The following is a 12,685-nucleotide window of genomic DNA, read 5'->3' as shown; positions in this document are numbered from 1 at the left end:
AATCTCGAGCCGCGGTGTGTCACCACGGCTGTGCGCGGGCCTTCCAACACGCTCAAAGCCCCCCTACCCCCCTGCCCCCCCCCTACCCCTTCAATACCTCAAGCAGCCGCAGCTCCAACCCCACATCACGACCCGCCGGCACCCACATCGTCCGCTCGCTACGCGGATCTCCCGTCCATGTGGGCGATATACCAACAGCATTGGTATTCAAGCGACCGCCTGTGTCGTAGTACACCCGCTTCCCAAACGAACCATCGATCCGCCGATCCACCACCCGCAGACGCTCGTGCTGCACGGTCACCGTCACCACGCACCCCGCATCCACCGGCTCCGCCTTCACCTCCGCGATCCGACGCATCGGCGACAACGTCGCGGCCGCCTGCGCCTCCGCACTCGCCGCGGGGCCCTCCCAGACCTCGCCCGCCACCGGCACCGGAGCCGGCAACGTCCTCAGCAAGCCATCCAGCCGATCAGTCCGCTCGATCCAGAAACCCTCGCCACGCAGCATCTCCTCCGCCCGCGACAACGCCTCCGAGGTCGTCATCCCGTCCATCACCATCCGAACGGGCGAGGCCTCAGGCTCATCCGCCACCCCGGCCGCATCCGTCCGCGAATAAACATCCTTGACATCAAGAGCCAGGCTCTCACAACCTGTCAGCCCCCCCAGAGCCACCGCCCCAGACAGACACACAGCCAGCAGACGAAGCCGCGAGGAAACACCAACCGCACCGGAAACAAGACGATGTAAAGACTTCATAGCCGTAAGATACCCCGAGAAGACACCCTTTGCCACACGAAATCCACCGCGTAGACACAAACAACAGCCGGCAGGCGGCCATCCGCGACCGCCCTGATAAAATCAACGAAGGTGCCAAGCCCAAAAGACGGCCATCCGGCGTTCTAGATCAAAGCAAGCTCCCAGCCAGCCCGATCACCGATGCTACCGGCACCCTGACAGCCCAAATCGTCCGTAACCCGGGCCCGAGCGTCGCCTGTCAGATGTCTTAGCCGCGAATCCGTTCTACCTTCGCTGAAGCCTTCGCGACCTTCCAAGGCCGCCTTGCTCATCAACCGGCCAGCGTCCTGCCGACCAGCAAATTTCCTGCCCTACAACGCCGGACCATCCGACGGTTCACGCCCGACCAAACGCATCGCCGCACGCGGGTTCCTGAAATACTGCTTCTGCCCGAGCTTGGCCGCCTTCGTCGCACGCCAGGCCTCCTGCGGCATCAGCACAATGTGGTCCTTCTGCCCGACCACAGCGACATCACGTCCAATCGCCACGGCGTCCAACAAAGTCTCAGGCAGCCGAACACGTCCCTGCTTGTCCGTCTCAACCCGAAAGCTGAGCCCAAAAAACACTTCCTCATAAGCCAGCAACTCATCCGCCGGAAGCTCAGAATGCTCCAGCTCCGCCGCTCGCTTCTCAAAGGCCGCCTCGGGAAACAACCGCAAAGCGTCCTGCCGATCCGAAGGATTGACGTAAAACACCAGGCCAGCCACGTCATCCCCGCCACCAGCCGAACGCTGAATCGCCGCCCGAAGATCCACCGGAATCGCAATCCGGTTCTTCGTGTCGATCGTGTGTTCGTAGCTGCCGGTAAGAACCACGCTAGGCCCCTCTGCTCCAGGTCATCACGCCTTCCCTGGCGCCCTGAAACAGGATGGTGTCGTCGATCCATCTCCCCCACTCTACTGACACCTTCCCCACCCTGCAACACTTTTCCCCACTACGTGGGAAACCGGTGTATTTCAGACCAAAACCGATTCATCCACCCAGCCAACCAGCATCACACAAACCTGCGCAAAGCACCGCAGCTAGACCTCATAAAGAAAGCAAGGCTCACGCCCGCTGGACACAAGACAAGAAATCAAAAAGTAATGCTAAAAACACACCCAGTCGGCTCAGCAGCTTCATAGCTCAGGCTGCCGCCCCGACGCACCACCAACTCCCGACACAAGCTCAACCCCAACCCATGCGAACCGCCCTCCCCTCTAGACCAGGCTTCAAACATCGATGACGCGAGCTCACCCTCCAAACCCGGTCCATCATCAATCACATTCAGCGTAATCCGCCCGCCCGCTTCAGAACCATCAAACACGATCCGCGATCCGGTGCCTTCCCGTCGCATCGCACGGATCGCATTCCGCCCCAGGTTGACCAGCACCCGCTCCAGCGCCGATCGCTCCATCGGCACCACCAGCCCCTGATCGATCCCACTCAGATCGAGACACAACCCCTCCAGCTCAGGCCGCAGCTCATCCGCCGCCTCCCTCGCAGCCTCGATCGCCAGACAGGACACCTCACCGCCCTGCTCATCCCCCTTGGCCAGCGACAGAACCGTCTCCGTCAGACGCCCCACCCGCTCGACCAACCGCTCCGCCTCCTCAAGCGCCCGCAGACCCAACTCCGGGTCCTCAGGCGACCGCTTCGCCCGAGCCGTATACAAGCTCACAGGCGTCAGCAGATTGTTGATCTCATGCGCCAGCACCGCCGCCAGGCCGAGCCCTTCAGCCCGCAGCCACGGACTTGCCGCCTCCTCCAACTCAGCCAGCGACCGCTCTGCTCGATCAAGAAATGCCAGGGCCTGACCCCCAACACCCCCGCTGGGATCCGCCCCAAGCGAAGGAAAACCCCTTGGAATCTGACCGTTCTGTGATGGGTCCGAATAACTCACACACAGGCTATCGGACCCTGAAACCCCGATTTCAGCCACCCAGGCCTGTTTTCTACCGGATTCAGGCATCAGCCACCCCTACAAACGTTCCACGTGGAACCCCTTGCTCCTCTTGACACCGTCTCCCGCCGCGAGTCTGATGGTTCCACGTGGAACAAACCCGCCGTCAAGGAGGACGCCCCATGCCCGCCAAAAGACCAACCAGACTCGGCAAAGGCCTAGCCAGTCTCGTCAGCCAGCCCGTCAAGATCGATCCGGCGCCCGCCGAGCCACCGAAGCCAGCGACACAAGCGCCAGCAAACGCGAGCCGTACTGCATCCGAATCAGACCTGCCGGCAGAAGTCACGGATCCTAAAGCAATCTCAGACAACGGAGCCGCTGGAGCAAAAGGGGGCACAGCGGCAGGGGGGTTAGAAGGCGACGGCGGGCTCAGGGTCCAGAACCTGTCCATCACTAGCATCGAACCCAACCCCTACCAGCCACGCCAGCACTTCGACGAGGCCCGTCTGAATGAGCTTGCCACCTCCATCCGCAACCAAGGCGTCATGCAGCCCATCCTCGTCCGCAACCACCCGGACGCAGCAGGGCGGTTCCAGCTCATCGCCGGCGAACGACGCTGGCGCGCCGCACAACTCGCCGAACTCCAGAACATCCCCGCCATCGTCCAGACCCTCGAAGATCAGCAGGCCGCCGAATGGGCCCTCATCGAGAACCTACAGCGTGAAGACCTCAACCCCATCGAGCGCGCCACCGCCCTCCAGCAGCTCATCACCCAGCACCACATCAGCCACGATGAGCTGGGCCAACGCATCGGCCTTGACCGCTCAACCGTCTCTAACCTCCTGAGATTACTGCAATTAGCTGAAAGCGTCCAGGGCCTTGTCCGCACCGGCAGCCTCGCAATGGGCCACGCCCGAGCCGTCGCCGGCATCGAGGACCAAACGCTCCAGACCAGCCTGGCCGAAAGGGCGGTCAGAGAGAACTGGTCAGTCCGACGCGTCGAAACCGAAGCCCGCAAGGTAGGGAACTCGGTTCAATCAGCCCCAGCCGTCAAAGCTCCCGCTCGGCACGCCCACCTCGCCGCCATGGAAGACCACATCACCACCCACACCGGACTCAAAGCCAGCCTCAAAACCCAAGGCGGCAAAGGCGCAGGCACCCTCACCCTCGCCTTCAACTCCCTCGAAGACTTCGACAACCTCATCACCCGCCTGGGCATCCCCGACCTCGACTAAGCAAGCAGGTCCTGCCCTCTCAGGCCGCCGCTCGCTTCTCTGCCGAAGCCAACAGCACCGCGAGGATCTCCTCCGGCGCCATCGCCGCGACCGCCGTCCCATCCTCCACCACCGCCCTCGGCATCCCGTACACCACACTCGTGGCCTCGTTCTGCGCCAGCACCGTCCCACCCGCGCTCTTAATCACTTTCGCCCCCTCAGCACCATCCCGACCAATGCCCGTCAGCACAATCCCAAGCGCCGATGACCCATAAACCTTGCCGCATGATTCAAGCAAGATATTAACAGATGGCTTGTACACCTCCCGCTCATTCTCCACACGCTCCAGCCGCGCAGCCCTCGGCCGACCCGCCACCCGGTAGTGGTGCCCGCCATGCGCAATCACCACCCGCCCGGGACGCAGCTCCTCACCCGCGTCACCATGCACCACTTCAATTTTGCACGTCGCATCCAACCGCTTCACCATCGATGCCGTGAACACCTCAGGCATGTGCTGCGCAATCACAATCGGAAACGGATAATCAGCCGGCAAACCCTCAAGCAGCGACTCCAACACCGGCGGCCCACCCGTACTCGATCCTATCGCCACCACACCCACATCACTCAACGGTGCAATCGTCCGAGGCAACACCGGTGTGCCGGTTACTGGCTCGCTCGACTTCGCCCCCGCACCACCCGCAGGCTTCGCGATAAACCGACCCTTCGAACGCCCGATCTCACGAATCAGCTCAAGCAGATCGTCCTTCATCTCGCCCATCTTGGTCGAGAACGTCGAATGATCCTTCGCAATCACACTCGCCGCACCAATCCGCAGTGCACGTAGCGACGCCACCGACCCCTCCGTCGTCAGCGAACTGCACATCAACACCTTCGTCGGACACTCGCGCATGATCACACGAAGCGCCGTCAGCCCATCCATCTCCGGCATCTCGATGTCAAGCGTCATCACATCCGGCTTCAGCGTCTTCGCCAGCTCGATCGCTTCCGCACCGTTCCTGCCAGTGCCTACCAGCTCAAGCCCCTCGGCCTCTTCAATCATCCCACCGATCGCGCGACGCATGAACGACGAGTCATCAACGACCACAACCTTAATCATCGAACAGCCTCTCTAAGCAAGCGGTCTAAGCAGCTCTCGCCGTCACCAGACCCGTCAGGTCCTCGATCGGTGTAAGCCCGCTGGCACGCTCAACCACGAGCTTGCCCGAGCCATCAAGACACAAACGCGCAGGGCCCTTCACCTCGTTACGAAAACGATGCCTCTCCCCGCGATAACCAACCACCACCGCCGGATGGATCCTCCCGCTCACCTCCACATCAACCACCCGCTCACGATCCATCCTGGCCTGCAAAGCCTCGAGCGCCGCTTCCGCCTTTTCAAGCCTGCTCTCCGCCATCGAGAAGTCGCACATGATCTCGGTCATCCGCTCCTTCTGCGCCGCGTCAGGCTTCTTGAGATACTTCAGATTCTCGTTCTCCGCACGAAGCCCCTCAAGCTGCTGACGTGTCGCCTCGATCACCGACACCAAACCCTCCGCCATCGGCTCCAGCTTCGGCAGGGCCCCCAGCTCAATCACGGTCGCAATCCCCCCGACAGACCCCGTCTCCTTCACCCTGCCCTTGCCAACCAATCGAAGCGTGCCACCAATCAGCGTCGCGCCTTCAGCCTCCAGCCCACCCTCCACCGTCAGATCACAACCAATCAGCTCCTTGCCGATCCGAAGATCACCCGCCACCGAACCCCGCACCGAATTCAGATAACGCGCCTCCAAGTCGCCACCAACCTCCGCAGTCCCGCGCTCACCGCCCGCAAACCCGCCCTTGGCAAGCAGAGCACCGCCACAGGCAATCGTCGCCGACTCGATCAGCCCCCGAACCTCAACCGACCCCTCAGCCTTCACCGTGAACCGATCACGAATCCCCTCCGAAATCTCTACGTCTCCACAAAAATCAATGTTGCCCGTCGAAAAATCAACATAACCGCTGACCTCAAGCGTCGTCGAAACCCACACCTTCCCCGGCTTGCGCTCCAGCACCCCACGCTTGAGCGAAACCACATCCTTCCCGCCGCGAATCTCAATCGAATCATCATGGGTGAAGTTCAGATCCTTCCCACGGACCGACTTCACCACCTCGCCACATACATCACGACCATCCTCGCCCTCGGTGCCCGGGTGAACACGGCCAATCACCTGCTCCTCATCGACAAGCACGAAGGCACTGCGGTCATAGAAGCTGACCGAATTCGGCTCGTCACCCCCGCCGACTTCCTCACGTGCCTCACCCTTGCGCTCGGCAGGCTCCGACGCCTCCACCAGCCACTCCACCCAGCCGTCCTCACCAGGAGTCGCGGGTATGCCGTGAGCGATCTCGGCCACCATCTCATCCCGACCGTTCCGCTCATCAATGACCGAACGTATCTCCGCACGCACGGCCTCGTCCACCGATACGCCCTGACCAACCGCCGCCTGCTCCACGTAATCCACAGTCAGATGCACCGGGTCAAAACCACGGGGCACCTTCAGCGTCGCGCTCATGCGATCACTCGCCACGCGGACATGAACATCGCGCTCTCGATCTGCACCCGACACGACAGCCCTCCAAACGGCTCAGCTCATCAAGCCGCCTTGGTGCGCTCGAGCGTCTCCGCAATACGACCGCTCAGCACGTCAGGCGTAAACGGCTTCACCACGTAATTGTTGACGCCAGCCTTGATCGCCTCGACCACACGCGTCTTCTCCGCCTCGGTCGTCACCATGATGATCGGCGTCTTGTGGCCCTGCTCCCGGTACTTCTTCACGAACGTCAGACCATCCATGTTCGGCATGTTCCAGTCAACCAGCAGCAGCTCCGGCTGAAAAGCGCCAACCTTGGATAACGCATCCAGACCGTCCGCCGCCTCTTCGATCTCGCTGTAGCCCAGCTGGGCCAGAATGCCCTTCTGGATATTGCGCATCGTCTTCGAATCATCAACCAACATGACCTTCATCGTTCTTGACTCCTGATACCCGTCTGCCTCAGCAGGGGGGGTGAGATAATTGTCGTCAGCCAGCAGCCCGACCGGCCGCCTTCAACATCCATTCCGAGAGAGCTCACTCAGGCAGCTGCAGCCACCCACTGCTTCATCGAGACCTCCACACTGAACTCGCCAACGTCACAACTGCACGGAATCGTCACGCCAGTCATGTCCGACTTGCCGAAGATCGTATGGCCGCTCCCGACCACCACCGAAGGCACAGAGATCGAGATCGATCGACCCTCAAACTGCGCCTTCGCACCACCGGAAATCATGTTCACCAACTCACCAACCGCATCCGCAAAATCCGGGTTCGAGGCGTCCAGGCTCTCGCCCGTGAACAGACTCACAATCCGCTCGGCCGTCGCCGTAGGAAAACTCACAACCACCAGACCCTCGATGTCGCCCGAAAGACCGATGATCCCCGACACGTCATGCGTCGGCTCCGGCTCCTTCTTGATGCCAGGCTTCCCGATCTCAACCGGAAGCTGAAGCATCGTCTCAAACACATTCGTGGTCGATGTCACAAAAGGGGTAATCGATGAAGAATCCACACCTGTCTCCTTGGTTATGACCGCTCAGGCCGCCATCTGTTCCAAAACCGGTTTCTGGTATCGAAGCACCTGCGCCACATCCAGAATCAGGCTCACCTCGCCATCCTCCTGAATCGTCGCGCCACTAAACGGCCCACCCTGGGTGTAGCCATCATCCAAAGGCTTGATCACAATCTCCTGCTGCCCCACCAGCCGATCAACCAGCAGCCCCGCTCGCTGATTGCCAACACCAATCACCACCGCGAACCGACCCGCGTCATCCGACCGACGCTCGCCCAGGCAATCCACCATGTCGATCAACGGCAGAACCGTATCCCGCAGACGAATCACCTCCTGGCCCTTCACCGTGTGACGACCATGCTCGTCCGGCCGCACGATCTCAACGATGCTCTGAAGCGGAATCGCATACAGATGACCGCCAACCCCCGTCACCATCGCTGGCATGATCGCCACCGTCAGCGGAATCAGGATCTCCATCGTCGTCCCCTCACCCTTCTTCGAGCTGATGTTGATGGTCCCGTTGATCTTCTCAACGTTCGTCCGAACCACATCCATCCCCACCCCACGACCCGACAGATCACTCACCGCCTTCGCCGTCGAGAAGCCTGCCTGGAAGATGAAACGAAACACGTCCTCATCTTCCATCGTCGCCAACGCGTCCTCAGTCACCAGTCCGCGCTCGACAGCCTTGGCACCCAGTACCTCCCGGTCCAGACCCTTCCCATCATCGATAATCGCAATCCGCACATGGCTGCCCTGATGCTCGGCCACCAGCCGAATCACACCCTCCTCCGGCTTGCCCTGCGCCTTCCGGTCCTCGATCGATTCCACGCCGTGGTCCGCCGAGTTCCGCAGAATATGCACCAGCGGGTCAGACAACTGCTCCAGCACACTCTTGTCGACCTCGGTGTCCTTGCCCTCAATATCGAGCCGGATCTTCTTGCCAGTCGTCCGAGCCACATCCCGAATAACCCGCGGGTAACGATCAAACAGCTTCGCCAGCGGCTGCATCCGGGTCCGCATCACACCCATCTGCAACTCGCCCATCAGCTGATCCAACTCACCCGAAGCACCAGCAAAGTTCTCCGCCAACTCCTGCGGGACCCCGCTGTCACGAATCGTTCGCGTAAGGCCCAGCAACCGGTTCTTGTTGAGCACCAGCTGACCCACGAGGTTCAACAGCGACTCCAGCCGCCCCACCTCCACACGAATCGTCTGCTCCGCAACAGGCTTCGCCGCCGCACGCGCCGGCTCGCTCTTGCCACCCGCAGCCTCTGGAGCCTTGGCCGGTGCCGACGCAGCAGCCGCCTCCGTTAGCGCAGCCGAATCCACCGCCGCCGCCACCTCGGACAGATTCTCCGTCACAGCCGAAATCGCAGACTCAACCTCCGCCACCGCATCGCCCGAGAGCTCGCCATACTGAGCCTCCGTGAGCACGCCATCAAGCAGCAGCAGCGCCTTCACCTCCCCGCCGTGCTTCCCAGCGACCACGTCCTCAATCGCCTCCCCATCCGCCAGTGCCTTGAGCCGAAGCACCAGGCCATCAACATCCATGTCCAGCGCCCGACGATTCGTCAGCGCCTCCGCCGACCGCTCAACCAGCCACGCGATGGCACGCACACGCACCATCACCTCGTCGACAGCCGCACCCTCCAGCGACTTGAACTTCTCGGCCTTCTCGAACAAGGACGACACCAGCCTGCTCAGATCATCCAGCTCAAAGAAGGCCGCCGTCTTCACCAGACTGTCACCAATCTCGACCAGGTGCTCCGCCGCATCGGCCCGCGTCGCATCATTACCCAGACCCGCCACCGCCTCATCAAGCTGCTCTACCGTCTCCTTCAGGTCCGTCACCATGAAGTCCAGCAGGTCCAGCTTCTGCTCGCCGAGCGTCAACGGCTTCGTCGCCGTACCCCCACCCGATGCACCATCACCAGCTGCAACCACTTCCTCAGCAACCGCCACAGCCAACGGCTCCGCCGCCGCTTCAGCCAATCCCGCCGACGCAGGCGCATCAACCAATTCCTTGATCGACGCCATCAACGGCTCCGGAGCAGGCTCAACCTCCCGGCCCTGACCAAGATCATCAATCATCCGACGAACCACATCCGCACTCTGAAGCAGCACGTCCATCGTCACATCCGTGACCGGAATCTCGCCCTTACGCATCCGATTCAACGCATCCTCAGGCGCGTGCGCAAACCGAATGATGCTCTCCAGATTCAGAAAGCTCGCCGCACCCTTAATCGTATGCAATGCACGGAAACAACTGTTCAGCAGCTCCTTCTGCTCAACCTCATCCGCCGTCTCCAGCTTCACGAGATCGCTGTCAAGCTGATCAATCAGCTCGCCCGACTCGGTCAGGAAGTCCTGCAGTAAACTCGGATCAACACCATCCATCGTGCGTTACTCTCTTTCCCTGATACCCATTCAGGACTTTGTATAGGCAAACGCCTGCGGTTCCTGCATCGGCGTAAAAGCCACGTCCAAACTCCGAAGCGTCTCGCTGTGCCCAATGAAAAGCGTCCCGTCATCAGCCAGCTGATCGTGGAACGTCTTCACCACACGCGTGCGCATCTCATCATCAAAATAGATCATCACGTTCCGGCAGAAGATCACATCAAACGTCCCGAAACGCTTTGCCGCGAACGTGTCCTTCAGGTTCAGCTTCTCGAAGTGAACCAGCGACTTCACCTCAGGATCAATCACGTGGTTCTCACCCTCCTTGGTGAAGTAACGCGACAACACCAACGGATCCATCGACCGGATCGCGTAGTTGTTGTAAACGCCCTGCGTCGCCGTCATCAGCACCTTCTCGCTGATGTCCGTCCCGAGGATCTCAATCTTCCAGTCAGCCAACCGCACACCAAGCGACCGATGCAGCTGAATCGCCAGCGTGTAAGGCTCCTCCCCGCTCGAGCACGCCGCTGACCAGATCCTCAGCTGCTTCTTCGTATTCCGCGCTTCCAGCACCTGAGGCAGCACACGCTTCTCAAACACCTCCAGCTGCGCATCGTTCCGGAAGAAGCTCGTCTCGTTGATCGTGATCCGATTGAACATCTCCTGAAACTCGTCCGTCTGATACGGACCCGCCGTCAGGAACATCAGATACTGATCGAAATCCGTGAACTCCAGCTCCTCCACCCGACGCGACAGCCGGCTCTCAAGCACGTACTTCTTGCTCTCCTGAAAGTGAATACCCGCGCGGTCATAAACAATCTTCCGCAACTGCTCGAACTGCGAGTCACTCAGTTTCAGGGTCGCTCCAGCTGGCATCGGCTCTCCTTCAGATCGTCAAGACAGAATCAATCACCTCCGGCTAACGCCGGTACATCAACCCTCAAATCACATCACGCCGCACGCTTCGTGGCCTGGTCCAGGTTGCTCAGCTCCTCGTCATCAAACAGCTTCTCGAGGTCCAGCAGAATCAGCAGCCGATCCTGCAACTTGCCCACGCCCTGCACGTAATCACTCGACACACACGTCGCCAGCGAAGGCGCCGGCTCTACGATGTCCGAGCTGATACGCAGCACCTCGTTCACACTGTCCACTGTGAAACCAATCACACGATTCGACACCTCAACCACGATGATCCGCGCGTCCGCCGTGTTCTCGAGCACCGGCATCCCGAAACGCTTGCGAAGATCGATCACCGGAATGATCTTCCCCCGTAGATTGATCACACCCTCCACATAAGACGGACTCTGCGGCACCTGGGTGATCTGCATCATCCTGTTGATCTCCTGAACACTCAGGATCGAAACCGCATACTCCTCTTCACCCACCACAAAGCTCACGAGCTGAAGCAGCTCGCCATCCACACCGTTGGCCTTACCATCGATCTCCGCCTCCGCAATCTTCTGTGCCAGTTCGTTGCTCTGTTCTTCTGTCGCTGCCATCTTGGGCCTCCGTCCGATAGCGTTCCGTTCAACCGCTAACCCAGCGGTGCACCGCTCTAACGTCGGCCAAGCCAACCCCACCCTTGAGTACCATCACCACCAACCCACGCTTTCAAGACAACCAAAACGACCCGCCAGCTAACACGACCCTCATCAGCACCAGCAGAAAGCGCCGTTAGCCCGCCCCCCCTAGAAACACGACCAATAATCACACCCCGCTAGCCCTCGGAATCATCAACCAGCCGAAACGTCATCCCCGACGCCTCCGCCCGACCCCGCTTCCGATTCACCCGATGCTTCCGCTTGTACGCATACAGATCCGCATCCGCCTTCGCCAGCAATGCCTCCCCGCTCTGGCAACCCGACTCGTTTAGCGTCGCCAAGCCCACACTCACACTCGACGACCCCGACTGCCCGTGACGCAGCAACTGCGCCCGACTGGCCACCTCAAACTCCTCACGAATCCGCTCCGCCGCCGTCCGAGCCGTACCCAGGTCCGTCTCAGGCATCAACAGCACAAACTCATCCCCACCCATCCGCCCGGCACAGTCCGACCGCCGACAGTTCGCCTGAAGCACCCGCGAAAGCTCCCGCAGAATCAGATCCCCGAACGCATGCCCCGCCGAGTCATTCAATTCCTTAAACCCATCCAGGTCCATCATCAGACAAGCCAGATCACGCCCATAACGCTGCGCCTCCGCCACCCCGCGATCCAGCGCCTCCGCCAACGCCCGCCGATTCGCCAGACCCGTCAAAGGGTCCGTCGCCGCCACCGTCTCCAGCTTGCTCACCGCATCCTCAAGCTGCTGATTCTTGTGACGCATCTGCGTCAGCGTCATCTGCAGTTGCGCCTGAAGATTCAGGTTGTCCTCCCGAATCCGGTGCATCTCCAGATTCTTCTCGATGATCGTCGGCAGCAGCTCCGCCAGATGCTCGGTCCGCACCACAAAATCATAGGCCCCTCGGCGAATCGCCTCCGAAGCCCGCTCCGTCTCCTCATTCGCCCCCAGAATGATCACCGGCACCTCAAGCCCCCGATCCCGCCACGACTCCGCTAGATCCAACCCGCTCCCATCAATAAGCGTCGCCGCCGCCACGATCACATCCGGCTCGTCCTCAAGATCGACAGCATCCGCCAACCGTTCAAGGTGCTCAATAACCCAGTTAGGCCGCACCCCCTCCAGATAACCGATCAGCCGCTCAGCTTCCGCCGCGTCCGATTCAACCACCAACACCCGCCAGCTCACCGGGCAGGCAGCCGCCGTGTGTCGTAGTACGCCAAGCCGATCCATAGATGCTCCACACC

At 60.9% G+C, this 12,685-nt stretch carries 12 protein-coding genes; 1 reads left to right on the top strand and 11 read right to left on the bottom strand.

What is annotated here, in order from left to right:
• Nucleotides 1-82 precede the first annotated feature (82 nt).
• The 3 genes from ACQZAB_RS04700 to ACQZAB_RS04690 form a co-directional block, all read right to left on the bottom strand.
• A complete protein-coding gene (locus ACQZAB_RS04700; RefSeq protein ID WP_428387533.1) occupies nucleotides 83-757 on the bottom strand; it encodes a hypothetical protein in 675 nt (224 codons plus the stop codon).
• A gap of 350 nt (nucleotides 758-1,107) precedes the next feature.
• A complete protein-coding gene (locus ACQZAB_RS04695; protein WP_428387532.1) occupies nucleotides 1,108-1,611 on the bottom strand; it encodes a division/cell wall cluster transcriptional repressor MraZ in 504 nt (167 codons plus the stop codon).
• Between the two features lie 260 nt (nucleotides 1,612-1,871).
• Nucleotides 1,872-2,678, bottom strand: a complete 807-nt coding sequence (locus ACQZAB_RS04690) for a sensor histidine kinase (protein ID WP_428387530.1) — start codon at nucleotides 2,676-2,678, stop codon at nucleotides 1,872-1,874.
• 182 nt (nucleotides 2,679-2,860) lie between these two features.
• On the opposite strand from ACQZAB_RS04690, the gene ACQZAB_RS04685 reads away from it, so the two are divergent.
• On the top strand, nucleotides 2,861-3,913 hold the full coding sequence (locus ACQZAB_RS04685; RefSeq protein ID WP_428387528.1) for a ParB/RepB/Spo0J family partition protein: 1,053 nt from the start codon (nucleotides 2,861-2,863) through the stop codon (nucleotides 3,911-3,913).
• Between the two features lie 19 nt (nucleotides 3,914-3,932).
• On the opposite strand, the gene ACQZAB_RS04680 is transcribed toward ACQZAB_RS04685, so the two are convergent.
• From ACQZAB_RS04680 to ACQZAB_RS04645, 8 genes are all read right to left on the bottom strand, one after another.
• Complete coding sequence (locus tag ACQZAB_RS04680; protein WP_428387526.1) at nucleotides 3,933-5,009, bottom strand: protein-glutamate methylesterase/protein-glutamine glutaminase; 1,077 nt, start codon at nucleotides 5,007-5,009, stop codon at nucleotides 3,933-3,935.
• A 25-nt stretch (nucleotides 5,010-5,034) separates the two neighbouring features.
• Nucleotides 5,035-6,501 carry a DUF342 domain-containing protein gene (locus tag ACQZAB_RS04675; RefSeq protein ID WP_428387524.1) on the bottom strand — a complete coding sequence of 489 codons (1,467 nt, stop codon included), beginning with the start codon at nucleotides 6,499-6,501 and terminating at the stop codon, nucleotides 5,035-5,037.
• 26 nt (nucleotides 6,502-6,527) lie between these two features.
• The gene (locus ACQZAB_RS04670; protein ID WP_428387522.1) at nucleotides 6,528-6,899 is read right to left on the bottom strand and encodes a response regulator; all 372 of its coding nucleotides are present in this window, start codon (nucleotides 6,897-6,899) and stop codon (nucleotides 6,528-6,530) included.
• A 107-nt stretch (nucleotides 6,900-7,006) separates the two neighbouring features.
• Nucleotides 7,007-7,453 carry a chemotaxis protein CheX gene (locus ACQZAB_RS04665; RefSeq protein ID WP_428387521.1) on the bottom strand — a complete coding sequence of 149 codons (447 nt, stop codon included), beginning with the start codon at nucleotides 7,451-7,453 and terminating at the stop codon, nucleotides 7,007-7,009.
• Between the two features lie 51 nt (nucleotides 7,454-7,504).
• Nucleotides 7,505-9,880 (bottom strand): chemotaxis protein CheA, encoded by a 2,376-nt coding sequence (locus ACQZAB_RS04660; protein ID WP_428387518.1) that lies wholly within the window; start codon nucleotides 9,878-9,880, stop codon nucleotides 7,505-7,507.
• Nucleotides 9,881-9,910: 30 nt separating this feature from the next.
• Complete coding sequence (locus ACQZAB_RS04655; RefSeq protein WP_428387516.1) at nucleotides 9,911-10,756, bottom strand: CheR family methyltransferase; 846 nt, start codon at nucleotides 10,754-10,756, stop codon at nucleotides 9,911-9,913.
• 74 nt (nucleotides 10,757-10,830) lie between these two features.
• Entirely contained in the window at nucleotides 10,831-11,379 is a 549-nt protein-coding gene (locus tag ACQZAB_RS04650; RefSeq protein WP_428387514.1) for a chemotaxis protein CheW, read from the bottom strand.
• Nucleotides 11,380-11,597: 218 nt separating this feature from the next.
• On the bottom strand, nucleotides 11,598-12,671 hold the full coding sequence (locus ACQZAB_RS04645) for a diguanylate cyclase (protein WP_428387512.1): 1,074 nt from the start codon (nucleotides 12,669-12,671) through the stop codon (nucleotides 11,598-11,600).
• Nucleotides 12,672-12,685: the final 14 nt, after the last annotated feature.

This window comes from Mucisphaera sp. (genome assembly GCF_965279675.1).
Lineage (GTDB): Bacteria > Planctomycetota > Phycisphaerae > Phycisphaerales > Phycisphaeraceae > Mucisphaera.
The sequence above is the reverse complement of the archived record's forward strand: the minus strand, read 5'-3'. Positions and strand labels throughout refer to the sequence as shown.